The sequence below is a fragment of the Mesorhizobium qingshengii genome (genome assembly GCF_027563465.1).
GTDB classification, from domain to species: Bacteria; Pseudomonadota; Alphaproteobacteria; order Rhizobiales; family Rhizobiaceae; genus Mesorhizobium; species Mesorhizobium qingshengii_A.
Genome location: NZ_JAPFQA010000005.1, coordinates 142,429 through 165,334, shown reverse-complemented (window position 1 = coordinate 165,334; position 22,906 = coordinate 142,429). Strand labels below are relative to the sequence as shown.

Annotated in this window: 27 protein-coding genes; 15 read left to right on the top strand and 12 right to left on the bottom strand. The window is 63.0% G+C overall.

The window, feature by feature from the left end; all coding sequences use genetic code 11:
• Positions 1 to 579 carry an NUDIX domain-containing protein gene (locus OOJ09_RS14155; RefSeq protein ID WP_269905804.1) on the bottom strand — a complete coding sequence of 193 codons (579 nt, stop codon included), beginning with the start codon at positions 577 to 579 and terminating at the stop codon, positions 1 to 3.
• Positions 580 to 733: 154 nt separating this feature from the next.
• Here OOJ09_RS14155 and OOJ09_RS14150 point away from each other — a divergent pair, with 154 nt between their 5' ends.
• The 4 genes from OOJ09_RS14150 to OOJ09_RS14135 all read left to right on the top strand — a co-directional run bounded on the left by OOJ09_RS14150 (position 734) and on the right by OOJ09_RS14135 (position 2,895).
• On the top strand, positions 734 to 1,837 hold the full coding sequence (locus OOJ09_RS14150) for an NADH:flavin oxidoreductase/NADH oxidase (RefSeq protein WP_269905803.1): 1,104 nt from the start codon (positions 734 to 736) through the stop codon (positions 1,835 to 1,837).
• Positions 1,838 to 1,967: 130 nt separating this feature from the next.
• Complete coding sequence (locus tag OOJ09_RS14145; protein ID WP_269905802.1) at positions 1,968 to 2,285, top strand: SH3 domain-containing protein; 318 nt, start codon at positions 1,968 to 1,970, stop codon at positions 2,283 to 2,285.
• 62 nt (positions 2,286 to 2,347) lie between these two features.
• Positions 2,348 to 2,626 (top strand): DUF982 domain-containing protein, encoded by a 279-nt coding sequence (locus OOJ09_RS14140; protein ID WP_091578371.1) that lies wholly within the window; start codon positions 2,348 to 2,350, stop codon positions 2,624 to 2,626.
• Between the two features lie 29 nt (positions 2,627 to 2,655).
• On the top strand, positions 2,656 to 2,895 hold the full coding sequence (locus tag OOJ09_RS14135) for a DUF2188 domain-containing protein (RefSeq protein ID WP_091578370.1): 240 nt from the start codon (positions 2,656 to 2,658) through the stop codon (positions 2,893 to 2,895).
• Positions 2,896 to 2,953: 58 nt separating this feature from the next.
• On the opposite strand, the gene OOJ09_RS14130 is transcribed toward OOJ09_RS14135, so the two are convergent.
• Positions 2,954 to 3,961 carry an alpha/beta fold hydrolase gene (locus tag OOJ09_RS14130; protein WP_269905801.1) on the bottom strand — a complete coding sequence of 336 codons (1,008 nt, stop codon included), beginning with the start codon at positions 3,959 to 3,961 and terminating at the stop codon, positions 2,954 to 2,956.
• A 132-nt stretch (positions 3,962 to 4,093) separates the two neighbouring features.
• On the opposite strand from OOJ09_RS14130, the gene OOJ09_RS14125 reads away from it, so the two are divergent.
• From OOJ09_RS14125 to OOJ09_RS14095, 7 genes are all read left to right on the top strand, one after another.
• A complete protein-coding gene (locus OOJ09_RS14125; protein ID WP_269905800.1) occupies positions 4,094 to 4,837 on the top strand; it encodes a competence/damage-inducible protein A in 744 nt (247 codons plus the stop codon).
• Between the two features lie 74 nt (positions 4,838 to 4,911).
• Positions 4,912 to 5,745: a universal stress protein gene (locus OOJ09_RS14120; RefSeq protein WP_269905799.1), complete on the top strand. Its 834-nt coding sequence runs from the start codon at positions 4,912 to 4,914 to the stop codon at positions 5,743 to 5,745.
• Positions 5,746 to 5,860: 115 nt separating this feature from the next.
• The gene (gene gpt, locus OOJ09_RS14115; RefSeq protein ID WP_269905798.1) at positions 5,861 to 6,361 is read left to right on the top strand and encodes a xanthine phosphoribosyltransferase; all 501 of its coding nucleotides are present in this window, start codon (positions 5,861 to 5,863) and stop codon (positions 6,359 to 6,361) included.
• 211 nt (positions 6,362 to 6,572) lie between these two features.
• A complete protein-coding gene (locus OOJ09_RS14110; RefSeq protein ID WP_269905797.1) occupies positions 6,573 to 7,061 on the top strand; it encodes an NUDIX hydrolase in 489 nt (162 codons plus the stop codon).
• Positions 7,062 to 7,172: 111 nt separating this feature from the next.
• On the top strand, positions 7,173 to 7,484 hold the full coding sequence (locus OOJ09_RS14105; protein ID WP_269905796.1) for a PilZ domain-containing protein: 312 nt from the start codon (positions 7,173 to 7,175) through the stop codon (positions 7,482 to 7,484).
• Positions 7,485 to 8,121: 637 nt separating this feature from the next.
• On the top strand, positions 8,122 to 11,919 hold the full coding sequence (locus tag OOJ09_RS14100) for a vitamin B12-dependent ribonucleotide reductase (protein ID WP_269905795.1): 3,798 nt from the start codon (positions 8,122 to 8,124) through the stop codon (positions 11,917 to 11,919).
• A gap of 15 nt (positions 11,920 to 11,934) precedes the next feature.
• Positions 11,935 to 12,558 (top strand): hypothetical protein, encoded by a 624-nt coding sequence (locus tag OOJ09_RS14095; RefSeq protein ID WP_269905794.1) that lies wholly within the window; start codon positions 11,935 to 11,937, stop codon positions 12,556 to 12,558.
• An 87-nt stretch (positions 12,559 to 12,645) separates the two neighbouring features.
• Here the strand turns inward: OOJ09_RS14095 and OOJ09_RS14090 are convergent, their stop codons facing one another.
• The 3 genes from OOJ09_RS14090 to OOJ09_RS14080 all read right to left on the bottom strand — a co-directional run bounded on the left by OOJ09_RS14090 (position 12,646) and on the right by OOJ09_RS14080 (position 14,283).
• Positions 12,646 to 13,260 carry a hypothetical protein gene (locus OOJ09_RS14090; RefSeq protein WP_269905793.1) on the bottom strand — a complete coding sequence of 205 codons (615 nt, stop codon included), beginning with the start codon at positions 13,258 to 13,260 and terminating at the stop codon, positions 12,646 to 12,648.
• 4 nt (positions 13,261 to 13,264) lie between these two features.
• Positions 13,265 to 13,786, bottom strand: a complete 522-nt coding sequence (locus tag OOJ09_RS14085; RefSeq protein ID WP_269905792.1) for a hypothetical protein — start codon at positions 13,784 to 13,786, stop codon at positions 13,265 to 13,267.
• Positions 13,787 to 14,019: 233 nt separating this feature from the next.
• A complete protein-coding gene (locus OOJ09_RS14080) occupies positions 14,020 to 14,283 on the bottom strand; it encodes a TfoX/Sxy family DNA transformation protein (RefSeq protein WP_269905791.1) in 264 nt (87 codons plus the stop codon).
• Positions 14,284 to 14,542: 259 nt separating this feature from the next.
• Between OOJ09_RS14080 and OOJ09_RS14075 the strand changes: the two genes are divergently transcribed.
• Positions 14,543 to 14,902 (top strand): hypothetical protein, encoded by a 360-nt coding sequence (locus tag OOJ09_RS14075; RefSeq protein WP_269905790.1) that lies wholly within the window; start codon positions 14,543 to 14,545, stop codon positions 14,900 to 14,902.
• Positions 14,903 to 14,916: 14 nt separating this feature from the next.
• On the opposite strand, the gene OOJ09_RS14070 is transcribed toward OOJ09_RS14075, so the two are convergent.
• Complete coding sequence (locus OOJ09_RS14070; RefSeq protein WP_269905789.1) at positions 14,917 to 15,891, bottom strand: DUF3592 domain-containing protein; 975 nt, start codon at positions 15,889 to 15,891, stop codon at positions 14,917 to 14,919.
• A gap of 508 nt (positions 15,892 to 16,399) precedes the next feature.
• On the opposite strand from OOJ09_RS14070, the gene OOJ09_RS14065 reads away from it, so the two are divergent.
• Complete coding sequence (locus OOJ09_RS14065; RefSeq protein ID WP_269905788.1) at positions 16,400 to 16,735, top strand: hypothetical protein; 336 nt, start codon at positions 16,400 to 16,402, stop codon at positions 16,733 to 16,735.
• Positions 16,736 to 16,765: 30 nt separating this feature from the next.
• Here the strand turns inward: OOJ09_RS14065 and OOJ09_RS14060 are convergent, their stop codons facing one another.
• On the bottom strand, positions 16,766 to 17,830 hold the full coding sequence (locus OOJ09_RS14060) for a GH25 family lysozyme (RefSeq protein WP_420107511.1): 1,065 nt from the start codon (positions 17,828 to 17,830) through the stop codon (positions 16,766 to 16,768).
• A gap of 345 nt (positions 17,831 to 18,175) precedes the next feature.
• Between OOJ09_RS14060 and OOJ09_RS14050 the strand changes: the two genes are divergently transcribed.
• Positions 18,176 to 18,805 carry a DedA family protein gene (locus tag OOJ09_RS14050; protein ID WP_269905785.1) on the top strand — a complete coding sequence of 210 codons (630 nt, stop codon included), beginning with the start codon at positions 18,176 to 18,178 and terminating at the stop codon, positions 18,803 to 18,805.
• Here OOJ09_RS14050 and OOJ09_RS14045 read toward each other — a convergent pair.
• The 4 genes from OOJ09_RS14045 to OOJ09_RS14030 form a co-directional block, all read right to left on the bottom strand.
• On the bottom strand, positions 18,802 to 19,590 hold the full coding sequence (locus tag OOJ09_RS14045) for a phosphodiester glycosidase family protein (protein WP_269905784.1): 789 nt from the start codon (positions 19,588 to 19,590) through the stop codon (positions 18,802 to 18,804). The two genes, OOJ09_RS14050 and OOJ09_RS14045, sit on opposite strands and share 4 nt — an antisense overlap.
• Before the next feature lie 70 nt (positions 19,591 to 19,660).
• Positions 19,661 to 20,533 carry an undecaprenyl-diphosphatase UppP gene (uppP, locus tag OOJ09_RS14040; protein ID WP_269905973.1) on the bottom strand — a complete coding sequence of 291 codons (873 nt, stop codon included), beginning with the start codon at positions 20,531 to 20,533 and terminating at the stop codon, positions 19,661 to 19,663.
• A 196-nt stretch (positions 20,534 to 20,729) separates the two neighbouring features.
• Positions 20,730 to 20,927 carry a hypothetical protein gene (locus tag OOJ09_RS14035; RefSeq protein WP_111542483.1) on the bottom strand — a complete coding sequence of 66 codons (198 nt, stop codon included), beginning with the start codon at positions 20,925 to 20,927 and terminating at the stop codon, positions 20,730 to 20,732.
• Between the two features lie 153 nt (positions 20,928 to 21,080).
• Positions 21,081 to 21,479 (bottom strand): GFA family protein, encoded by a 399-nt coding sequence (locus tag OOJ09_RS14030; RefSeq protein ID WP_269905783.1) that lies wholly within the window; start codon positions 21,477 to 21,479, stop codon positions 21,081 to 21,083.
• Between the two features lie 116 nt (positions 21,480 to 21,595).
• On the opposite strand from OOJ09_RS14030, the gene OOJ09_RS14025 reads away from it, so the two are divergent.
• Positions 21,596 to 22,648, top strand: coding sequence for an isopenicillin N synthase family dioxygenase (locus OOJ09_RS14025; RefSeq protein WP_269905782.1), 1,053 nt, complete (start codon positions 21,596 to 21,598; stop codon positions 22,646 to 22,648).
• Here OOJ09_RS14025 and OOJ09_RS14020 read toward each other — a convergent pair.
• Positions 22,621 to 22,869 carry a ParB N-terminal domain-containing protein gene (locus OOJ09_RS14020; protein WP_269905781.1) on the bottom strand — a complete coding sequence of 83 codons (249 nt, stop codon included), beginning with the start codon at positions 22,867 to 22,869 and terminating at the stop codon, positions 22,621 to 22,623. The genes OOJ09_RS14025 and OOJ09_RS14020 overlap by 28 nt on opposite strands.
• Positions 22,870 to 22,906 lie beyond the last annotated feature (37 nt).

The following is a 22,906-nucleotide window of genomic DNA, read 5'->3' as shown; positions in this document are numbered from 1 at the left end:
TCAGGCAGGGATCGGGTTCAGCTTCAGATGCTGGATCAGGATGATGGTCTTGGCATCGATGATGCGGCCGTCGGCAATACCGGCCAGCGCTTCGTCGAGCGGCATTTCCAGCACCTCGATGTCCTCGCCCTCTTCCGGCGCACCGCCGCCAGCCGAGATGCGGTCGGCCGGTGAATAGCGGGCAACGAAGAACCACAGCCGTTCGGTGACGCTGCCCGGGCTCATATAGGGCGAAAACAACCGTTCGACGTTGTTCAGCCGGTAGCCCAGCTCTTCCTCCGCTTCCTTGCGGATGCAGGTTTCCGGATCGTTTTCGTCCAACAGGCCGGCACAGGCCTCGATCAGCGGCTCACGGTGGCCAGTGACGTAGGCGGGATAACGGAACTGGCGCACCAGAAGCACGGTCGACCGCGACGGATCGTAGGGCAGGATCACCGCGCCGTCGCCACGATCATAGGTCTGGCGAATCTGCGTTTCCCACTGCCCGTCCCGCCGGCGATAGTCGAGGACGGTTTTCTTCAGGACGGCCCAGTCGTCGGAGAGAACCTCCTCGGAACGGATGCGAATGCGATCTTCCATCATGGTCTCCATGCTGTTGGCCGAGGCGTAGCCGCGAACCGGCATTTGCGCAATGCAGGCAATCGGTCCAAAAAGGGCGTCTCACCGTCTCGTGTCTGGCGCGCCTTCGATCCATTGCCTAGATAACGGCTTACCCCTCCCGGAGCCTCACTTCATGACAGCATCGCTCTTCCAGCCGATCACCCTTGACGGCCTCACCTTCCCCAATCGCATCGCCGTCGCGCCGATGTGCCAGTATTCCGCCGAGGACGGCTCGGCCAGCGACTGGCACCTCTACCACTGGATGAACCTTGCCATGTCCGGCGCCGGCATGGTCACGGTCGAGATGACCGACGTCGAGCGGCGCGGACGCATCACGCATGGCTGCCTCGGCCTTTACTCCGAGGACAACGAGGCGGGCGCCCGCCGGGCGCTGGACGCGGCCAGGCGCGTCGCTGCTCCCGGCACAAGGTTCGGCACCCAGCTTGCCCATGCGGGCCGCAAGGCCTCGAACCGCAAGCCGTGGGAAGGCGGCGGGCCGCTGCAGCCGAACGAGGATCCCTGGCAGACCGTCTCGGCCTCGGCCATCGCTTACGACACCGGCTGGAATGTGCCGCGCGCGCTGGAGGACGAGGAAATCCTGCAGCTCATCGAACGGTTCGCCGAGGCGGCAAGGCGGGCCGAGCGCGCCGGCTTCGACTTCATCGAACTGCACGCCGCGCATGGCTACCTGATCTTCCAGTTCCTGTCGCCCCTGTCCAACCAGCGCACCGACCGCTGGGGCGGTTCGCTGGAGAACCGCATGCGCCTGGTCGTCGAGATCGCCAAAGCGGTCAGGAAGGCAACGCCAAAGCTGATGCTCGGCGCGCGGCTGTCGGTGAAGGATTGGGTCGACGGCGGCTTCGACGTCGAAGACGCGATCGAGGTGGCAAAGGCGTTGAAGGCCGTCGGCGTCGCCTATCTCTGTTGCTCGAGCGGCGGCAATTCGCCGTTGCAGAAATTGCCCACCGGCCCCGGCTACCAGGTGCATCTGGCGGAAGCCGTGCGCAAGGGCGCGGGCATTCCGACCCGCGCGGTGGGCCTGATCGATGACCCGAAGCAGGCCGAGGCAATCGTCGCCGAAGGCCGCGCCGACATGGTGGGGCTGGCGCGTGCCTTCCTGGCCGACCCGCGCTGGGGATGGCGCGCGGCCGCCACGTTCAGCGAGACAATCCACCCGGCGCCGCAGCTAGCCCGTTCGGTGACCACGATGCAGCACTGGATGAAGGCGGCGGGCTGACCGGCCCGGCCTCCCGACGCCAGCGCGGCCCTGCCCGCAGTTCTGGATAGTTTGCACAGCTTCAATTTTGTCCGCGAACTGTTACGTTGGGTGAGGCCGCGGCGGGCGCGGCCAGGCTTGGGAGGAGATCATGTCGTTCAGGACATTCTTGCCGGTTGCAGCGCTGACGGCCGTGGCTGGGCTTTGGATCGGCGCGGCGACGCCGGCCGGCGCGCAATATTGCGAAGGCACGGTGCACGGCCTTTCCGGCCGCTACAATCTGGCCACTGGCAGCGGTTTTCTCGCCGTGCGGGCACGGCCGAATTCGTCGTCGCGGATGATCGGACAGCTGTTCAATGGCGATCATACCGAGATCTTCGACAGGCGCGGCAACTGGTATCAAGTCGAGATCGGCGGCACGACCGGTTGGGCAAACGCACGCTGGCTGCGCAACGATTGCGGCTACTGAGACGTTTGGGCGCAGGCTGAAGGACATGGTTGCAACCAAATTGGCTGCTTTGCGTTGCGGCCATGATGGACAAAAAGCCCTTTGAAACGCCAGTCGTGGTCGAGCTCGGCCATGTCGGCAAATATCGCCATATACGCAGCACCCAGGAGGCGGCGGAGTGCCTGATGACGGTGTGGCCGCTCAATCGTGGCCAGCGACATCGTGATGCCCTCGACACTTGCCTCAAAGTGCTGGAAGGTTATCGTTCCACAGCGGATGCGCGCCGGGCGCTGATTGAAGCCGCCAAGGAATCCGAAGTGCTGGTGCCCGACGACAGACTGCCCGACGACCGGCTGCATTGAGCAGACGGACCTTTCAACCGGAGGTTTTCATGGCGAAGCTGACTTACAAGATCGTCGAGCATGACGGCGGCTGGGCCTACAAGGTCGGAGCGACTTTCTCGGAGACGTTTCCCACCCATCACGACGCATTGCGCGCCGCCGAAATCGCTTCGGCCGAGCAGCAGGTCGCCGGGGCCACTGACGGCATCCAGTACGAGGATGCGGACGGCAAATGGCACGACGAACTGGCCGATGGCCGGGACCGCCCGCAGACAGAGATCTCCGACTGAATCCGAGATCCGCGACCGGTTTCGGCGACGGACAGGCAGGGCGCCGACAACACGGCAATCAGCCGAGTGGTTCAGTGAAATTGTCGTGAGGCCGTGTCCGCGCGGAAAACGCGCGGGCCGCAATGCGCTCTATGAAGGCAATGACCCGTTCCGGCCAGACGAATTGTGGCATGTGGCCGAGACCGTCGACAGCTTCGAAATCGAGCCCTTCGATCTTGTCCTGCATCGGCTCGCCATGGATGCGGATGTCGATGACGCGATCGGCCGCCCCGAAGAGAATGCCGGCCGGCATGGCGATCTCACCATAGCGGCCCTCGATGCGGCCGAGATCGCGTTCGATCGCCACGACATCGGAGGACGTGGCATAGAAATGGGCCGGCCTGAGCCCGAGCCACCCGCCTGCCGCGACCATGTAGTCGGCGGGCGGCACTTGCGGCGCGAAGATGAATTCCATGGTCGGCCGCGCATATCTGAGGCCTGTCGGGACCGCCATCGTATGGGCCATGACCCGGCGCAGCAGGCGTGAGGGAATGTAGAGCGGGCCGAACTTTTCGCGCGCGCCATCTTCCAGATGGGTCAATGGCGCCAGCAGGGCGATGCCGGAAATCGCCTCGGGGTGTTCCACGGCCAGGGTCAGCGCGATGGCGCCGCCGAGGGAATGACCGACCACCAGCGGCTTTTCCAGCCGCAGCGTTTCGATGAAGCGCCGCACGATCTCGGCCTGTTCCGGCAGCCGGCCCGTGGCGCCGCTCGCCCGCACCGAATAGCCCGACCCCGGACGATCGAGCGCGATCAACCGGTAGCCCGGGTCGAACCGCCCGAACAGGGTGGACGTGAAGTGATGAAGTTGGGCGCCGAGCCCGTGCAGGAAGACGATCGGCCGCCCCTCGCCCACATCGACATAGTGGATGCGGTTGCCGTCTATCTCGATGAATTTTCCGACCGGCGGCACCAGTCTTTCGGCCTTCGCCGCGATCCACCGCGTCGCCAGCACCAGAGCGGCGATCCCAAGGACCGCCAGCAGGAAGAGCACGGCCAGCAGCCACGACAGAATCGAAAACAGCATTGTTCACCCGGGCCAGAACCGGCGTCAGCTTAGCCGCATCCGGTCGTGCCGCAACCTTGCATCGAAACGGGCGGCATTGCGGCCGCCGCCTTGGCGCGCTATCTGACTTGGACCGTCCCTCCGGAGCCTTCCATGCCCGAAATCGTTACCGCCGCCATGCTCGTCATCGGTGACGAGATTCTGTCCGGCCGCACCAAGGACAGGAACATCGGCCATCTTGCCGACATCATGACGGCGATCGGTATCGACCTGAAGGAGGTGCGCATCGTTCCGGACGAGGAAGACGAGATCGTCGCGGCGGTGAATGCCGTGCGCGCACGCTACACTTATGTGTTCACCACCGGCGGCATCGGCCCGACCCACGACGACATCACCGCCGATTCGATTTCCAAGGCCTTCGGCGTGCCTTGCGAGTACCATGCCAAGGCCTATGCCTTGCTGGAGGCAAGCTACGCCGCGCGCGGCATCGAATACACCGAGGCCCGCAAGCGCATGGCGCGGATGCCGCGCGGCGCCGATCTCATCGTCAATCCGGTGTCCGTCGCGCCCGGTTTCCGGATCGGCAACGTCCATGTCATGGCCGGCGTGCCGTCGATTTTCCAGGCCATGCTCGACAATGTCGTGCCGACGCTGAAGGCCGGCACCAAGATGCTGTCGGCAACCGTGCACTGTCCGTTCGGCGAAGGCCTCATCGGCGGGCCGCTGGGCGACATCCAGAAGGCGCATCCGGACACGATCATCGGCTCCTACCCGAAATATGGCGATGGCAAGTTCTGGACCGAACTGGTCGTGCGTGCCCGCAGCCAGGACGCGCTGGACGCGGCGCGCGCCGATGTCGAGGCAATGGTGGCCGGCTTCGCAAGCAATCCCGGCTGATCAGCCCGGAACCAAGCCCGACGCCGCAACGTTTCGTCCGCGCGAGTTCTATCGCCGTAAACCGAGGGATTACCATGCGATTCAAAACCATCGTCGCCATTCTGCAGAACGAACAGGATGCGGAGCGCGTGCTGGACTGCGCCATTCCGCTCGCCAGCCGGTTCGAGAGCCACCTGATCGGCATCCATGCCGAAACGCTTCCGGTGCCCTACACTTCGGCCACGGGCTTTCCGGACACCGAGTTCCTGCAGGTCTCGGCCGACATGAACCGGGAGCGAGCCGAGAAGCTGCAGGCCGTTTTTCTCAGATATATCGAGAATTCCGGCCTTTCCTTCGAGTGGCGCAGCCTGGAGAGTTTTTCGGGCGACAGCGCGCTGACCGGCATTTCGACCGTCCGCGCCGCCGATCTGATCATCGCCGCGCAGCGCGAGACGGGCGGTGACCCGAGCGCGGATGTCGACACGCTGGTCTACGACGCAGGCAGGCCGGTGCTGGTGGTGCCGCATGCGGGCCCGCTGGTCACCACCTACAAGCGCGTGCTGCTCGCCTGGAACGGCAGCAAGGAAGCGGCCCGCGCCGCCTTCGACGCCCTGCCCTTCATCATCGAAGCAGAAAAAACCGACATACTGGTCATTGGCCCACCCGACACGCTCGAAGACAGCCCGGAGGCCGCCGGCGCCGAGATCGCTTCCGCCCTGTCGCGCCACGGCGCCACCGTCAGCGTCTCCGTGCAGAGATCGGGGGGCAGTTCGGTCGATGACATCATCCAGACCCGGATCACCGAGACCGGCGCCGATCTGCTGGTGCTCGGCGCCTACAGCCACTCATGGCTGCGCCAGCTTCTGTTCGGCGGGGTAACGCGCACTGTGCTGCGCACGGCGCCGATAGCAGCCTTCCTGTCGCGCTAAGTCCACAGCGATCGCTCAGGCCGGCCTTGCCAAGGCCGAGGCTTTCCAGTTAATTCCGCGCGCATTCCCCTGTTTTCTCGCGCGCGGCCCTCTCGCGCGGTGCGGAGTGCGCGAAATGTCCCTTCCCGAAAAAGCCTTTCCGGTCTCCTGGGACCAGTTCCACCGCGACGCCCGAGCGCTCGCCTGGCGGCTTGCGGGCACCAACAAGGGGCAATGGAAAGCGATCGTCTGCATCACCCGCGGCGGCCTGGTTCCCGCGGCGATCATCTCGCGCGAGCTTGGCATCCGCATCATCGAGACGGTCTGTGTCGCCTCCTACCACGACTATACCAGCCAGGGGCAGCTTCAGGTGCTGAAGGAGGTGACGCCGGCATTGCTGGCTGACGACGGCGCCGGCGTGCTGATCATCGACGACCTGACCGATACCGGCAAGACAGCGGCAATCGTGCGCGCGATGATGCCGAAGGCGCATTTCGCCACCGTCTACGCCAAGCCGAAGGGCCGGCCACTGGTCGATACTTTCGTCACCGAAGTCAGCCAGGACACCTGGATCTATTTTCCATGGGACATGGGCTTCACCTATCAGAAGCCGATCGCCGACGACCACCCTGGCTGATTCGTAGCCCCCTGCCTGTTCCAGATCAGCTGCCGCCGTTGGGCATCATTTGCTTTCGCAAACGGCCCCGGCAGGCCAGATATTTTGCGAAATCGACGTCTATTGGCGGTATTCGGCGAGATAAGTGAAAGTTTTTACTTTTATTGCCGACAATTGGCCGTAAGATTCGTGAGACGGCAAACGATTCTGGAGGCTGGGGCTAGCTTCTCCGATGTTGACCAGGCCAACGACGCACAATCATCTGGCCGAAAGGGTCCGACGGCTCTTCGGCACGGCGCCGTGCCGCCTGCAGGTTGCCGCCCTGCCTTGGCGCGATACCGGGAACGGCGTCGAGGTCATGCTGATCACCAGCCGCGATACCGGTCGCTGGGTGCTTCCCAAGGGTTGGCCGGAGGCCAGGGAGCCGCTCTGCGAGGCCGCGGCGCGCGAGGCCGGCGAGGAAGCCGGACTGCGCGGAAGTGTCTCCCATCTCGAGGCCGGCCGCTATTTCTATGCCAAGGTGTTGGCCTCCGGCGAACAAGTCCCCTGTGAAGTTCTTGTGTTTCCCCTGCAGGTCGACAGGATCGCCGACCGCTGGAAGGAAAAGCGCTCCCGCACCCGCAAATGGGTGAGTTCCAGCGAAGCGGTGCGCATGATCAACGAACCCGACCTTTGCCAGATCATCGCCTATTTTTGCGCCGATCCGCACGGCTTTCCCTGACCGCACGCCAGGCGGTCGCGCCGCGCTGCATTGCGAGGAAAAACACCCATCAACGTGAATGCCTTGCTAACGAATCGAGAATATGACTCGGCTGCTTTGGCAAAGTCATCGATGGTAACCCCTGCAAAACCAATTCCCGACGATTCCGATGAGCACCGGCGCGAGCACCGCCAGCGTGTCCTCAAGGGCGGCGCCATCATCACCGGAATTTCGAATTCGGAAGTCAGCTGCACGCTGCGCAATCAGCATGAAGACGGTGCCGAACTGAAGATCACGGTCGAAGCCCGGGTGCCGGATCGCTTTCTGCTCTATGTGCCGGTCGACGGCATTGCCTATCGCTGCGAGGTTCGCTGGCGCCGCAATGACCGGATCGGGGTGCGGTTCACCGGCACCGAACCAAAACCCAGGCTGCATTACGGCTGAGCGCGGCGGTCGGGCTTGGCAAGCTCGCGCTCGGCCGGATCGTCGGCCGCGCAGGCGGCAAATCGCCATCGCCGCACCGCAATTCTTTCCCCGTTATCCACATATGTGACACACAAGATGTTGGGGTCACAAAACCTACGCAAACGAATCCTTGACGGCGCAAAACGAGTCGCCTTTTATAGGCCATGTGCTCCTGTTGAGAGTGCGACCGGAAAGTTCTGAGCCCGGTCTTTTTTCCCGGATTATGTGTGTTTTTGCCCGCATTTCCGCCTGTTTACGAGGCCGGCGGAAGCGTTGGAATTGTGGCGGCTTGGGGGACGATAGGGAGAATTGTCGGACTGGAATAAATTGTCTGTTAATACTATATTTAGTGTTTGCAGCTAGGTTCGACGCTAGATAGTGTGAATTTCCCTCGGTCGAGGGAATCGGAAAAAATTCAGTTTTGAGGGACCCGCGGGGTTCGTCGGCGAGTTGGACAGGCGCTTCGCAAGGAGTTTGACCAGCAGGGCGGACGAAGGCTGCGAAATGGAGAGCCGGCCGTTTTCGAACGCCGGCGGACGGCGGACATGCGCGTTTCGCATTGGGGGCAGAAATCCCCGGGGAAAAGCGCTATATATAGACAAAAGGGACAGGACCAATGCGCATCGAGCGGCGTTTCACCAAGCAGGGGCAATCGGCTTACGCGGAGATCGAATTCCGCAAGGCGCTTTCGGAGATCAAGAATCCGGATGGCTCGGTGGTGTTCCGCTTGGACAATATCGATGTGCCGGCGCAGTTCTCCCAGGTCGCCGCCGACATCCTGGCGCAGAAGTATTTCCGCAAGGCCGGTGTCCCCGCGCGCCTGAAGAAGGTCGAGGAGAACGACGTCCCCTCCTTCCTGTGGCGCTCCGTCGCCGACGAGGCCGAACTGGCCAAGCTGCCGGAAGCCGAGCGCTACGGCTCCGAGATCGACGCCCGCCAGGTCTTCGACCGGCTGGCCGGCACCTGGACCTATTGGGGCTGGAAGGGCGGCTACTTCAAGTCATCGGAGGAAGACGCGCGCGCCTTCCGCGACGAGCTTGCCTACATGCTGGCCACCCAGCGCGTGGCGCCGAACTCGCCGCAATGGTTCAACACCGGCCTGCACTGGGCCTACGGCATCGACGGCCCGAGCCAGGGCCACTTCTATGTCGATCCCTTCACCGGCAAGCTGACCAAGTCGAAATCCTCCTACGAGCACCCGCAGCCGCATGCCTGCTTCATCCAGGGTGTGCAGGACGACCTCGTCAACGAGGGCGGCATCATGGACCTTTGGGTGCGTGAAGCGCGCCTGTTCAAATACGGCTCGGGCACCGGCTCCAATTTCTCGCTGCTGCGCGGCGAAGGCGAGAAACTGTCCGGCGGCGGCCGCTCGTCCGGCCTGATGAGCTTCCTCAAGATCGGCGACCGCGCCGCGGGCGCCATCAAGTCGGGCGGCACCACGCGCCGCGCCGCCAAGATGGTCATAGTCGACGCCGACCACCCCGATATCGAGGAATTCATCGACTGGAAGGTCAATGAAGAGCAGAAGGTCGCCTCGCTGGTGACCGGCTCCAAGATCGTCAAGAAGCATCTCGAAGCGATAATGAAGGCCTGCGTCAACTGCGAAGGCAATGGCGACGACTGCTTCGACCCGTCGATCAACACCGCGCTGAAGCGCGAGATCAAGGCAGCCAAGAAGGACGCGGTGCCGGAGAACTACATCTACCGCGTCATCCAGTTCGCCAAGCAGGGCTACACCTCGATGTCGTTCAAGACCTACGACACCGACTGGGATTCGGACGCCTACCTCACGGTTTCGGGCCAGAACTCCAACAATTCGGTGTCGCTGAAGGACAATTTCCTGCGCGCCGTCGAGGATGATGCCGACTGGCACCTCACCGCCCGCAAGGACGGCAAGGTCCTGAAGACGCTGAAGGCGCGCGATCTGTGGGAAAAGATCGGCTACGCCGCCTGGGCATCGGCCGATCCGGGCCTGCATTTCAACACGACGATGAACGACTGGCACACCTGCGCCTCCGCCGGTGCGATCCGGGCGTCCAACCCGTGCTCGGAATACATGTTCCTCGACGACACCGCCTGCAACCTCGCCTCGATCAACCTCCTGCCCTACCGCAATGCCGACGGCACGATCGATATCGCCGCCTATGAGCACACCGTGCGGCTGTGGACCATCGTGCTCGAGATCTCGGTGATGATGGCGCAGTTCCCGTCGAAGGAGATCGCCAAGCTCTCCTACGAATACCGCACGCTCGGCCTCGGCTATGCCAATATTGGCGGCCTGCTGATGACCTCGGGCATCCCCTATGATTCCGACGAGGGCCGCGCCATCTGCGCAGCGCTTACCGCGATCATGACCGGCACCGCCTATGCCACCTCCGCCGAGATGGCTTCCGAGCTCGGCGCCTTCGCCGATTACGACCGCAACGCGCAGAACATGCTGCGCGTCATGCGCAACCATCGCCGCGCCGCCTATGGCGACAAGGACGGCTACGAGAAGCTGGCCGTCAACCCGGTGCCGCTGGTCGCTTCCGACCTCAAGCAGCAGGCGCTTGCCGAGCATGCGAAAGCCGCCTGGGACCGCGCCATCGAGCTCGGCGAGGAGCATGGCTACCGCAATGCGCAGGCGACCGTGATCGCGCCGACCGGCACGATCGGCTTGGTCATGGATTGCGACACAACCGGCATCGAGCCCGACTTCGCGCTGGTGAAGTTCAAGAAGCTGGCCGGCGGCGGCTACTTCAAGATCATCAACCGCGCCGTGCCGGAAGCGCTGCGCACGCTCGGCTATTCGGAAGCCCAGATCGCCGAGATGGAGGCCTATGCGGTCGGCCACGGCAATCTCAACCAGGCACCCGGCGTCAATCCCGGCTCGCTCAAGGCAAAGGGTTTCACCGACGACAAGATCGCGGCGCTCAACGCGGCGCTGAAGTCGGCCTTCGACATCAAGTTCGTCTTCAACCAGTGGACGCTGGGCGCCGACTGGGTGAAGGAGACGTTCGGGTTCACCGACGAGCAGCTCAACGACTTCTCGTTCGAGATGCTGCCGGCGCTCGGCTTCGCGAAGAAGGACATCGAGGCCGCCAACATCCATGTCTGCGGTGCCATGACGCTGGAAGGCGCGCCCTTCCTCAAGGCCGAACACCTTGCCGTGTTCGACTGCGCCAGCCCGTGCGGCAAGATCGGCAAGCGCTCGCTGTCGATCAACAGCCACATCCAGATGATGGCGGCGGCACAGCCCTTCATCTCCGGCGCCATCTCCAAGACCATCAACATGCCGAACGATGCGACGGTGGAAGACGCCAAGGGCGCCTACATGCTGTCGTGGAAGCTGGCGCTGAAGGCCAACGCGCTCTACCGCGACGGCTCGAAGCTGTCGCAGCCGCTGAATTCCTCGCTGCTCGCCGATGGCGAGGAAGACGAGGAGGAAGCCGTCGAACAGCTGATCGCCGCGCCCGCCGCGCAGCGCGCGGTGCAGATCACCGAACGGATCGTCGAGCGCATCATCGAGCGCGTGTCGCGCGAGCAGGAAAAGCTGCCTGGCCGCCGCAAGGGCTATACCCAGAAGGCCAAGATCGGTGGCAACACCATCTTCCTGCGCACCGGCGAATATGACGATGGCCGCCTCGGCGAGATCTTCATCGACATGAACAAGGAAGGCGCGACCCTGCGTGGCCTTCTCAACAACTTCGCCATCGCCATCTCGCTCGGCCTGCAATATGGCGTGCCGCTCGACGAATATGTGCACGCCTTCACCTTCACCAAGTTCGAGCCGGCCGGCATGGTGCAGGGCAACGACGCCATCAAGAGCGCGACGTCGATCCTCGACTATGTGTTCCGCGAGCTTGCCATCTCCTATCTCGGCCGCAACGACCTCGCCCATGTCGACCAGTCGGACTTCTCCAACACCGCACTTGGCCGCAACATCAGCGAAGGCAAGACCGACGCCGTCTCCAAGGGCCTGACCCGTGGCGCCTCGCCGGTGAAGCTGGTGTCGCGCGTCAGCGGCAACGATCCGAAGGGGTTTGCCGGTTCGGCTCCCTCCGGCGCCCCTGCCCGCTCGGCACCGACCGCCTTCTCGGGCTCCAACGTGCTGGCGCTGAAACCGGCCAGCGACGAGGCGGTCGCCTACAAGCGCGACTATGAGGAGCGGGCCAGGGAATTGGCCGAGGAGATCGCCTTCGAGGGAGCGGCGGGCGCTGCTTCCGAGGCTTCGGACGCCACGGCGGCGCTGTTCACCGACGCCGCAGCCAATGAAGCGGCCGAAGCGAAGAAACTCGCCGCCGACCGCCGCGCCAGGTCACTGCTGCAAGGCTACACCGGCAATTCCTGCTCCGAGTGCCAGAACTTTACGATGGTGCGCAACGGGACCTGTGAGAAGTGCGACACGTGCGGCGCGACGAGCGGGTGCAGCTGAGAACTCACATTTGCTATGGCCGATTGGCGTAGACAATTGAAGGGGGCGTTTGCATTTGACAGCGCCCCCTTCGCCGTACACCCAAACGACGAACGCCGAGCACGGACTGCCATCTCAAATGCGATCCGTTCAGGCGCGTCGAAAACAGAAATAGAGCGCGAGATTGAAAAATACTTTCAGGATAGAAAATCTGCGCAGGAGTTTATTAAGTATCAAATTGGTCTATTTCGCTCCTACTTTGGGAGCCAATACTCTACAATAAGAAATTGCTGGGTCTTATCTAAGGCCACGTTAAATGGAGCCGAGTTCATAGCTATATTTTCAGGGCGAACATCGATTGACGACATCCTCTGCCACTGTATGCATATCTATGAATCGCGTGAATACAATCAGGCCACCCAATTAATGCGCGCGAAGAAGAAAAGTTGGCCGGTATTTCGCATTCAATTCCATCCGTTTGAGAGTGGCGCTCTTTGGGAAGGCAGAGCCTTTGTCGGCGAGTCTCCGGACTATCTTCTAGAACGAGCAGATGCGACGCTTTCAAAGGGGCTCGATCCGACTTCCTCGATAACGTGGCGCCCGAAGCCGATTCCGAAGGACCCCGGAGAAACTTGGCATGGGATGCGTTACCCGAGTTAACAACGAGACCTGATGTAGAAGGTAGATAAGCGGAGGGGCAGAACTGGATCACGCGATCCAAACCGATCCTAACTTCTGATCCGACACCTACCCCGCCAGCAACACCCTCAACGTCTGCTCATCAAACAACGGCTCGTCCTGGCCTATGCGGACGAACAGCACCTTGTGCGCTCCACCTGCAGGCACCTCGAAATACTGGATGCCATCCGGCATTTCACCCCAGCCGCCGCAGGGCGGGTCGGGAACCTCGTTGGGGTTGGCGAGTGCTTTCAGTTCTTTCGCGTAGGCGGCGTCGGGGCTGAAAATGTAGCGCTTGACGCCGTCGGGCACGGTTCCTTCCATGTAAGGCGCCCTCACGCAACGGGCGCTGACGGCCTTGTCGGTCTTTTCCAGGAACAGCCGCTGCAATGCGGCCTCGGCGGTTTCGCCAGGCTTGATATCGAACACCTCGACAAGTGGATCGGCCACGCCGCCATCGCTGTATTTGATGGCGAGAGCGTTGCCGGCGAACTCGAAATGGATCTGGCGGAAGCCGAAATCGCAGCGCTGCACCCACGCGGCAAGACCGATCGTCTTGTCGGCCAGTCTTTCCCAGGCGCATTTGTCGATGGGCGGGCGCGACGGCGCCGGCTCGTCCACACGTGCCACGGCGGATACCGTCAGGGATGCCAACAGGGCGCAGGCCCAGACGATCGATCTCATGGCGCTATTCATCGCTGCATCCCGTCAAGGTGAAGGCATCCCACGCCGAGCCCTCGGGATTGGCTTTGGCGAAATCGGCTCCTTCGGTGAAGGCCGCACCGAAATCAGGAAGCAGCAGCCCTTTCGGCGCCGGTGTCGCTTCGCGGGAATTCAACTGCTCGGCGCCGCCTCCGGTCAAGGCATAGACCTGCCCATCCCATATCCTGCACAGCCCGCTGCCGTCCTCCAGCCCCGCTTCGCGGTCGTCGTCGGTGCAGGCGTGGCGGATGGTGCCGAGCGGAAACGAATTCTTGCCATTGGTCCAGGTGATGTCGGCCGGCAGGCGGATGTCGGTATGCGGCACGGTCAGCGAAAACACCTCGGCCGTCAGCGCCGCCGGCTCGTTGTCGATCGGCCGGAACTGCATCACCGCGCCAGAGCGCAGCTCCCGGTAGGTGGCGTGGCTCAGCAGGCATTCCTTTGCGCCCGCTGCCTGCATCGGGCCGAGCAGCCCCAGGAAAACGAAGGCCAGTTTGCGGGTGATCATCAAACGTCCCTGGGAAAGTGTTGTGCAAGCCAAAGCCTGGGTGCGTGCGGGCCCGCACAGTCGCATCATCCGCGCAAAAGCATAAGCGAAATCCGGAGCGGCTGCGTTTTGCTCCTTGGCGATGCGGCGTTTGACGATGGCAATGTCCGCTGAGGCCGGTGAGCCTCCCGATCTGTGTCAGGATTGGGTCTGAACAAGAGCTGCTCGCAATATGACAAGCTGCAGTTTGGTACCTAATGCCTGTTCTGGCGCGCCTGCTCACGCAGATGCTCCTTGGTTTCGGTATCAAGCGCCCGCCAGTCGCAACCGCGAATTGCTGCCTCCATCGCATAGAGCGCGACGATCGTCACATGCTGTCCGAAGCGGAATTTCAGTCCGTGGTAAGCTTCGACCACGCCGAAACTGCGCAAATCCTCCTCACAGAGAATGTCAATTTCCGCCAGCATCCGCGCCGTGGCTGGTCCGAGATTTCTCATGTCTTCGATGCGCTTGCTCATCGCTGGGTCTCGGAGCGTTCAAGGCGCGTAGGATAATCCCTACAGGATTTGCGCGATAGGTGGCGTGGCTCAGCAGGCATTCCTTGGCGCCCGCCGCTGCCGAGCAGCCCCGGGCGAACGAAGGCCAGTTTGCGAATCATCCGCACAAAACCATAAGCGAAATTCCAGACAGCTGCCTTTATCGCACCTCGAACGAAAACTTGCCCCGCGCCGCCCCCACAATCTGTATGGTCGAGCACGGTGCCCAAGGAGACAAATGATGCGGCGTTTGGTGATGACGATGGCAATGTCCGCGTTCGCGGGTGGCACGGCACTGGCGGCGGCGCCCTATGTCGGGACGTGGTCCAGCGAACGCCTGAACTGCAGCGCGGCCGCGGATGTCCAGCGCCAGACTGTCTTCACCGTGGATCAGTCGGCCCTGTCGCTTCCCCAATTCGGCTGCGAGCACGCGACATTCCACAAATCCGCCACCGGCTGGGTGGTGCATGCGAGCCAGTGCTACGGCGCGGACCCGTCGCTCGCGGAGCCGTTTTCCCGTGTCGTCCATATGGTCAGGCACGGCGTCAAAGTGCGGTTCACCTGGCCTGGCTTCGACAGCGGGCCCCTCGCCCGCTGCTGAAGGCATCCGGCGCCTCAGACCAGCCCGATCAGCAAAGCGGCGCCGCCGAGAAAGCCAACGGAACAGGCCCACAGAACCCAGAGCCCGCGCACCCGGCATTCGAGCACCGCCGAGGCGGGGTTGGCGGGATCATAGTGCACGTCGACCTTGCCGCCCTCGACATAGCGCGCCGCCTGGCCGCCGACGAGGCCAGGCAGCGAAGCCGTCACGGTGGCGCCGAAGGCGACGCGATCGGCGCTGTAGCGCTGGCCGGCGACGCCATAGCTGTAGACGACGCGGGACTTGAAAACAGTGCGCCAGGGCCGGTAGGACTCGAACCGGTCGCGGGTCTTGATTGCCCGCAGGCCTGACGCATCGATGTGGCCGGCGGCGACCGGCCATTTCGCCGCCTGCTCGGCCATCGCTTTCTGCACGAAGCCCATGCGCAGCACGAACAGGCCCATGAACAGCAGCAGCGCTGCCGCGCCGAGGTTTTGTGGTTTGGGCAAATGCGGGCCGATGGCCTCCAGCACGCCGCCGACGGAGAACACCAGCACCAGCGCGCCGACCACCAGCCCCGCCGAAAGCTGGACCATGAACTTGAAGGCGCCGTCGGGCATGGTGCGCTCGATCACGGCCTTGGCCGGATCGGACGGGTTGTAGAAGACAGTCACCTTGGCGCCGCGTGGAAACCGCGCCAGGGTCTCGGTGACTTCGAAATTCCCGAGGTTCTCCTGCACGCTGTAGTGCGAACTCTGGAATGTCTTGCCGCCCACCTTGTATTCGTAGGTGATCGCCGGAAAATTCCTGATCTCGGTGGCATCGCTGCTCTCCGAACCGGTGCCCGAGCTTCTGACCTCGCGCGCCTCGACGCGCGAGGAGATGATCTTTCCCGGCGCCGGCAACCAGCGGCTGACCGCCTTCACCTCCCGCCATTTCAGGAAAGTGACAATCGACAGCATGCCGGCGACCGCGCAGGCAAAGCCGACCAACAGGACCTTGAGCTCCACCTCGTCTCCAATGCCACAGAGTGCGGGAACCCGCACATAGATATCAAGGCGACGGCAATGTCTTGTCCATTCGCAAAGCCGCGCTCTCCGGTTGATCCAGGTCAACGCGCATCCAGCGTTCGTCCTGTCTCCTCGGCAATCATCGGAGGGAGAATAACGTGTCGACTTACAGCCTGATGGTTACCACCATGGTCCTGCTCTATTTCGGGACATTTTCCGGCGTCCTGGCCCATGCCACCATCGAAGAGTCGCGCCGCCGGCAACCAAGATAGCAGCCGGCGGCTGAAGCGGATGGGCGATCCGGAGGCCATTCGCCTAGGTCAGAGCCGATCGAAGCCAGCACGACACGCTTACGCTTCTCACCATGATTGGTGCCGCGATTGCCGAAATCATGGGCTTGAGGACGAGGCTGCGGCTGAGCGAGGAACGGAATGGGCCGCAATCAGCTCCAATAAGTCTGACTTACGCTCCATTGCCGCCGTTGCTGTTGAATGCCAGAACACGCGACATGAAGAATATCCAGATCATCGACGGCGCCTTAAACGCAACCTTCAGTGTGTTCCAGGCAACCGAGGAGGAGTACGCCGCCATCTTCCCGGATGGACGAGACATGGAACTGGCCGAAGACTTATTCGAACGGCTTGGTGATGACGAGGCAGGCCGTGTGCTGGCGCCACTTTGGGGCCGTCCCATCCTGAAGCGCGATGCGCTCGGGATCCATGGGACGCTGTTCTACAACAACGGATATCGGCGGGGACACATCCCGCAATCAAAGCGCGAGGTCGACTGGGATGATGGTTCGATCAACCAAGCCCAGAGAGACCTCTTTTCGCAATATCGCTGAATCTGTCAGAGGCTAATTTGTCCACGCGGCCTAATCCGCGTCGGCCACCATCTGCCGACCGCCGGCGAAAGCCCGCCATTGTCGCTCATCGCCCTGGAAGACGTTGAGGTCGATGCGGCCGGTGACGCCATGCGACAGTCCGGAGCCGGAATACTGCCAGAACAGCCATTTGCGGCCGGGATAGACCTTTGACGGGTGCGCCGCCACCGCGCGCAGCCAGAACGGGTAATCGAGGAATTCGCCCCTGAGGTTGTCGCGATAGAAATCGGGCGAGGTATAGATGATGGGCCGCTGGCCGTAGTGGCGCTCCAGCTTGTCCATGAACACCTGCATCTTCTCCAGCACCTTTTCGCGCGACGGCCGGCGCTTGCAGCTGGATTCGCCGTTCCACTCGACGTCGATCACCGGCGGCAGCGCGCCATCCATCTTCGGCACGTTGCGGATGAACCAGTCGGCCTGCTCGCCCGCCGTGCGGCACCAGTAGAAGAAGTGATAGGCGCCGCGCTTCAGGCCGGCGGCGTCGGCATTGCGCCAGTTCTTCATGAACATCGGATCGAGATGATCGCCGCCATCGGTCGCCTTGATGTAGGCGAAGTTGGCGCCCTGGGCGCGCAGCTTTTCCCAGTTGACGTTGCCTTGCCAGCGCGAGACGTCGACGCCATGAACGGCAAGGTGCCGGGGCGAAGCCTTGCCGAAATTGATCGGCTTGGCGTCGCGAAAGCCGTAGCGGGTGAGCGGCCCGGCAAGCATCGGCGGGGCGGCGCGGCTCAACAGCCTTGGCTTCGATACCAGCGCTGCCGGCTCGACCGGCAGCCCGCCGACATCCGGCACTTCAGGCGCCGGAAACGCCACCGTCTCTTCCTCCGCCAGGCCGAAAGGCCGGGGATTGTCGGCCACCGGCGCCTTTTCGGCCCTCGGCGCCCTGCTGGCCATCGCCGCCGGGACTGCCGCCACCGGTGCCGGCGGGCGCACCACGGAACTGGTGGTCTCGCTCGACGGTTTCTGCAAATCCAGCGCGTCGATGCCAGCCGTCGATGTGCACCCGGCAAGGCAAAGCGATGCGATCAAGAAACTGATGACGCCTGGTATCCGCATCTGGACCTGTACTCAAAACACAACAGACCGAGGGCAAAACGGCAGCCGACGGACAAACCAGATCGAGTTATGAACGAGAAATTACCAATAAAGTTTGAATCAAGTTTTTTTCGTACATGCCGGGCGGTGAAATCCGGCATTCGGCACCAACGGCCAGGCCAGCCTTGACAGCGCCACGATGTCCCTGTTGAGACGATACGCGCCAGCGCTTGCCTCCGACACAATCCCCGTAAAGGCATCCGATGATTGCATTGCAGCGACTGCTCCCTTGTCTTCCGGCTCGCCATCCCCTGCAGGAGCCGCTCGACAGCGGCAGCTGAGTAGCGTTTTTATCACGGAGCCGGCGTGCAATCCTTCATCGATCAAAGTGTTTCTTTCATCGAGACGCATCAGGCCTGGGCCGGTGTCATCGTCGGGCTGCTGGCTTTCGGTGAATCGCTGATCCTGATCGGCATCCTTTTGCCTGGCACCGCCGTGCTGGCGATCGTCGGCGGCCTGGTTGGCGCGGGCATCGTCCAGCCGCTGCCCGTTTTGCTCGCCGCGATGATCGGGGCGGCGCTTGGCGACACCGTCTCCTATTTTCTCGGCAGATGGCTGGGACGCGGTGTCGTCCATGGATGGCCTCTCAACCGCTACCGCCGCGAGATCGCCAGGGCACGCCTGTTCTTCCGGCGCTATGGCTTCGCAGCCATCTTCGCCGGGCGCTTCTTCGGACCGGTGCGCGCCACCGTGCCGCTGGTCGCGGGCATGATGGGCATGAACAGCCGCCTGTTCCAGATCGCCAACATCGTGTCGGCGATCATCTGGGCGCCGGTCGTGCTGTCGCCCGGATGGCTGGTGGCCAAGGGCGCCGGCAGTTTCGCGCAGCCCGGTGCGACCAGCCTGTTCAGCATGTCGGCGATCGCGGTCTTGGCGGTGATCATCGTCGCCGTCGCCGTCGTCAAGCTCCGCGGCAGGCGCGACGCGCGTCACTAGCCCTTCCTGAAGACACCGATCATCGGCCCCAGGTCCCAGTAGTCGTCGTTGCGGCCGATCGCCGGCGCAAGCAGGCTCGATATCGAGCCGTCGAGGAACAGCGCGTTGTCGCAGCCGAGCGCATCGCGAAACAGGCGGGCGAACGCGTGGAAGGTCACCGTGCCGTTCGAAATCGCGAAGACGGCGACACCGTCCTTGCGCACTCCGACACCGTCGCGGGTCTTGCGCGAGGTGCTGTCGGCGAGGAATTTCGGATGCAGCCGGCCATCGATCACCAGCATCGGTCCGGATTGCGTCGCGTAGTCGACAGGCGGCCGCGCTCTCAGGAAATCCCTGGTCGAACGGACCGCGGCCTTGCCGCCGCCCACGTAGAAAATGCCGTTCGGCTGCATGGAAAAATTGCCGCTTCCCGAACCGACCTTCGCGGATGTGACTTCCCGGCCATGCTCGACATAGAGACCGACCGGATCGAGGTTCGGGTGATACATGCCGGCATTGATGGCAAACAGCATCGTGCGCCCTGCCGCCTGTTGCGAGGCATGGAGATTGTGCAGCGACTGAAAGGGTTTGCCCGCCGGATCCTTCCAGAACAGTTCGATCGCATAGCGTTTCGGGTCGACCTCGCAAACAAGATAGCTGGTCGCCTCAAAGGCGAAGTCCCGACATGGCGGCAGCGAGGTAACCCATTGGCCAAATCCCATGCCGAGTGCCGCGACCGACGGCAGCGCGCCCTTGGCCAGCGCCAGCAGCAGCGGCACCGATTGGAGGAGGGTCAAGATATTCATGCGCGTACCGGAATCGAACTTCAGGGTCCGGTACGGGTATAGACCGTTTCAAGCGAGACTGTGGAAGCCCTCAGGAAAGCCATCCCATGGCGACGCTCAACAGCAGGACGACACCAAGCACACCGCGATAGATGACGAACGGCCAGGCCGAGAAGCGCTCCAGCACGCGCATCAGGCCCCATATGGCGAAGAAGGCGGAAACCGAGGCGACGACCAATCCCACAGCCAGCACCGACCAGCCGTGGGCGTCGAGATGGATCTTGTGCAGTTCCCAAAGTTCCTTGAGACCGGCGAGTGCAATGGCGGGCAACCCGAGGAGGAACGAGAAACGCGCCGCCTCGGCCCGCTTGAAGCCAAGCCCCAGTGCTGCCGTCAGGGTCGAGCCCGAGCGTGAGACGCCGGGTATCAGCGCTCCGATCTGGGCGACGCCGACAAGCAGCGCATCGGCCATCGACGCTTCGCCGATGGTGCGCCGGTGGCGGGCAAAAATCTCGGCCAGCGCCAGCAGGATCGCCATCACGATGCAGGCCCAGCCGATGACCGTCAAGCTGCGCAGCGGCGAATTGCAGGCGTTGAGCACGCCCGACAGCGCCACCCCGGCAACGACGATCGGAATGGTCGCCAGCACGATCCACAGCGCCAGCCTGAAATGCTGGTTGGCGAAATCGCGTCGCGTCACGGCCTCGAGCGAACCGAACAGGATGTCCCTGACATCGCTCCAGAAATAGCTGACCACCGCGGCAAGGGCCGCAAGCTGCATGGCGGCGGAGAAGGCGGAACCCGGATCCTGCCAGCCGAGCACGGCCGGCACGATGCGCATATGGGCGGTCGACGAAATCGGCAGCAATTCGGTGATGCCCTGCACCACGCCGAGAAACGCCACCTTGGCGAATCCCAAACCGACGAAGCCGGTGTCCACGCCTTGAGTACACATTCCGGCCATGTCGAATTCCATGCGAGAGATCGAACTTGCGCAGGACCAACCGGTGCCGGTCAGTCCCGCGGGAGCCTTACCCTCATGCGGTGGAGAATCAATTTACGGATTTGTAAGCTTGGCGCCGCCGCGCTGAAATACGCGCCATTCCACAGCGAAGGCCCACTGCCGGTCTGTGTCTTCACAGGGGACAATCGCAGCGCGATTACGGGCACAGCCAGAGTTTCTGGCAGGTCCTGGCGATTACATGCGCCGGCGGCACAACAGGCTCATCAACGGAAGGCCGGCGAACCCGTTCGAGCAGCATGCGCACCTGTTCCGGGCGCACACGGTCGCGCTCCATCACAAGCAGGACCATCGGATCGCTCAAAAGCTCGTCCAGGGTGCTGATGCTGTCGTTCATCCGTCGTCTCCTCGAATGCCGGGCCCGCACCTCCTAGATAGGGAGACAATGATGGCCCGCCAATGACGCTTTGCCGGCTATCTCGTGTCTCTTTGGATCAAATTTTGTTCAGACTTGCGCGCTCCGCTCTCCCCTTGCGAGAGAACGAAAACCCTAGTTCGGCGGCGGTGCGCCGTCATATTGCGGCAGGCCGTCATCGAGCATCACCCAAGGCTGCTTCGAAGCCGTGAAAATATGCATTTGCGGCCTGAAGGCTGACGGATCGTCGAGCGAACCGGTGGTGATGCCGATGACGCCGGCGGAATCGCGCCGGGAAAACATCGTCGTGCCGCAGCTTGGACAAAAGCCCCGCTGGAGGTCCGGCGACGTGTTGACCGTCGCCAGTTGCCCCTCGATCGTCACATCGTCGATGCGAAACAGCACGCGGGCGTTGAAGGCCGCGCCGATCGCCTTCTGGCACAGCCGGCAGTGGCATATGCGTTCGTTGATGGGGTCGGCGTCCGCGCGATAGCGCACCGCCTTGCACAGGCATCCGCCCTCATATCTTGCCATCGCCCGGATCCATTGGTGGAGTGAATGAGCGGCAAGGTAGCGGCGGGGCCGATTGGGTCAATTGAAAAGCTTTGATACAACGTCATCGATTATCGTGATGCGGTGGACCTGAAGCCATGACGCCAGACATCGAAACCCTGGGCATCGCAGCCCTGTTCGGGCCGCCCTCGCCCGCCCGCGATCACACCGACGCCAGGATCATGGCTGCCGCCGCCGGCATCGGCTTCATGGCGGTCCGGAATTTTCCCGGCGATGACTGGCTGACGCCGGACAAACGAGCACAATTGCTGCGCATCTTCGCGCTTCCCGACGCGGAGAAGCAGAAATTGCTGCGTTGGAATTTCGACCGCACGAAGAAGAACGTCTATCGCGGCTGGTTCCCGCTGCAGCCGACAGCCGTTTCCTACAAGGAAGGCATCGACATGGGACCGGATCTTGCCCATGCGGCTGATATCTCGGCGTGTGACGATCCGCTCCGCGAGCCTACGCCATTGCCGGCCGAGGAGGCCCTGCCGGGCTGGCGTAGGGCGGCGGCGGATTACTATCGCGCGATGGAAGCGGTCGGCAACGCGCTGATGCGCTCGATCGCCCGCGGGCTTGGCCTGCCGGAACCGATCTTCGATGGCTATTTCGAGCACGGCATCTCGACGCTGCGGCTGATCCGCTATCCCCTGCGTGACGCCAATGCGGGCGTCGATACCAGCGGGCCGGAATTTTCGATCGTCCACAAAGGCGAGACGCGCACCATCATCGGCCGCGAGCATGCCGATTCCGGCTTCGTCACATTGCTGGCGCAGGACGGCGTCGAGGGTTTGCAGGCAAAGAACCTGGCCGGCGAATGGATCGACGTGCCGCCGGCCGACGGCACGCTGACGGTCAATTTCGGCCAGCTGCTGGAGCGCTGGACCGGCGGGCGTGTCCGGGCAACGCGGCACCGGGTAATTGCGCCGAAGACGGTGAGGTTCTCGATCCCATTCTTCTACGAACCGCGCGTCGACGCCGAGATCGCGCCGTTGCCGCTAAGCGACACGGAGCCCTTCGAGCCGTTTCTCTATGGCGACTATCTCTGGGACTCGGCGACGAATTTCGTCGAGATGAGTGGCATCAAACATCTCAGGCAACCGCGTCGCGCCGGGAAGCGTCAGTGGCGCTTGGCTTGCACCAGGTAAGCGTCGATCTCGGCCTCGCCGAGCCACTTGGCCGCTTCCAGCCGATGCAGGCCTTCGACGAGGATATGGCGCTTGCCGTCATGGCGGACCTGGATCGGCGTCTTCATGCCATTCTCCAGTATATCCTCGGCCAGGTGCCGAACCGTCTCCGGGTGCAGCGTCTTCTTGCGCGCTGTCGGCACGTAGATGTCGTCGACCTTGACCTTCTGGACTCTGAGCATGCCTATCCCCGTGGCGGAAAACGCCGCCCCCCTGAGA

Excerpts from the sequence above, each read along its gene's own strand:
- OOJ09_RS14035 (WP_111542483.1), bottom strand. The coding sequence starts at position 20,927 with ATGAACGACAGCATCAGCACCCTGGACGAGCTTTTGAGCGATCCGATG.
- OOJ09_RS14095 (WP_269905794.1), top strand. The coding sequence starts at position 11,935 with ATGGCCGATTGGCGTAGACAATTGAAGGGGGCGTTTGCATTTGACAGC.
- OOJ09_RS14140 (WP_091578371.1), top strand. The coding sequence starts at position 2,348 with ATGATGGACAAAAAGCCCTTTGAAACGCCAGTCGTGGTCGAGCTCGGC.
- OOJ09_RS14125 (WP_269905800.1), top strand. The coding sequence starts at position 4,094 with ATGCCCGAAATCGTTACCGCCGCCATGCTCGTCATCGGTGACGAGATT.
- OOJ09_RS14020 (WP_269905781.1), bottom strand. The coding sequence starts at position 22,869 with ATGCTCAGAGTCCAGAAGGTCAAGGTCGACGACATCTACGTGCCGACA.
- OOJ09_RS14025 (WP_269905782.1), top strand. The coding sequence starts at position 21,596 with ATGACGCCAGACATCGAAACCCTGGGCATCGCAGCCCTGTTCGGGCCG.
- OOJ09_RS14060 (WP_420107511.1), bottom strand. The coding sequence starts at position 17,830 with ATGCGGATACCAGGCGTCATCAGTTTCTTGATCGCATCGCTTTGCCTT.
- OOJ09_RS14120 (WP_269905799.1), top strand. The coding sequence starts at position 4,912 with ATGCGATTCAAAACCATCGTCGCCATTCTGCAGAACGAACAGGATGCG.
- OOJ09_RS14135 (WP_091578370.1), top strand. The coding sequence starts at position 2,656 with ATGGCGAAGCTGACTTACAAGATCGTCGAGCATGACGGCGGCTGGGCC.
- OOJ09_RS14030 (WP_269905783.1), bottom strand. The coding sequence starts at position 21,479 with ATGGCAAGATATGAGGGCGGATGCCTGTGCAAGGCGGTGCGCTATCGC.
- OOJ09_RS14100 (WP_269905795.1), top strand. The coding sequence starts at position 8,122 with ATGCGCATCGAGCGGCGTTTCACCAAGCAGGGGCAATCGGCTTACGCG.
- OOJ09_RS14155 (WP_269905804.1), bottom strand. The coding sequence starts at position 579 with ATGGAAGATCGCATTCGCATCCGTTCCGAGGAGGTTCTCTCCGACGAC.
- OOJ09_RS14145 (WP_269905802.1), top strand. The coding sequence starts at position 1,968 with ATGTCGTTCAGGACATTCTTGCCGGTTGCAGCGCTGACGGCCGTGGCT.
- OOJ09_RS14105 (WP_269905796.1), top strand. The coding sequence starts at position 7,173 with ATGGTAACCCCTGCAAAACCAATTCCCGACGATTCCGATGAGCACCGG.
- OOJ09_RS14085 (WP_269905792.1), bottom strand. The coding sequence starts at position 13,786 with ATGATCACCCGCAAACTGGCCTTCGTTTTCCTGGGGCTGCTCGGCCCG.
- OOJ09_RS14110 (WP_269905797.1), top strand. The coding sequence starts at position 6,573 with ATGTTGACCAGGCCAACGACGCACAATCATCTGGCCGAAAGGGTCCGA.
- OOJ09_RS14090 (WP_269905793.1), bottom strand. The coding sequence starts at position 13,260 with ATGAGATCGATCGTCTGGGCCTGCGCCCTGTTGGCATCCCTGACGGTA.
- OOJ09_RS14080 (WP_269905791.1), bottom strand. The coding sequence starts at position 14,283 with ATGAGCAAGCGCATCGAAGACATGAGAAATCTCGGACCAGCCACGGCG.
- OOJ09_RS14130 (WP_269905801.1), bottom strand. The coding sequence starts at position 3,961 with ATGCTGTTTTCGATTCTGTCGTGGCTGCTGGCCGTGCTCTTCCTGCTG.
- OOJ09_RS14065 (WP_269905788.1), top strand. The coding sequence starts at position 16,400 with ATGAAGAATATCCAGATCATCGACGGCGCCTTAAACGCAACCTTCAGT.
- OOJ09_RS14150 (WP_269905803.1), top strand. The coding sequence starts at position 734 with ATGACAGCATCGCTCTTCCAGCCGATCACCCTTGACGGCCTCACCTTC.
- OOJ09_RS14075 (WP_269905790.1), top strand. The coding sequence starts at position 14,543 with ATGCGGCGTTTGGTGATGACGATGGCAATGTCCGCGTTCGCGGGTGGC.
- uppP (WP_269905973.1), bottom strand. The coding sequence starts at position 20,533 with ATGGCCGGAATGTGTACTCAAGGCGTGGACACCGGCTTCGTCGGTTTG.
- gpt (WP_269905798.1), top strand. The coding sequence starts at position 5,861 with ATGTCCCTTCCCGAAAAAGCCTTTCCGGTCTCCTGGGACCAGTTCCAC.
- OOJ09_RS14045 (WP_269905784.1), bottom strand. The coding sequence starts at position 19,590 with ATGAATATCTTGACCCTCCTCCAATCGGTGCCGCTGCTGCTGGCGCTG.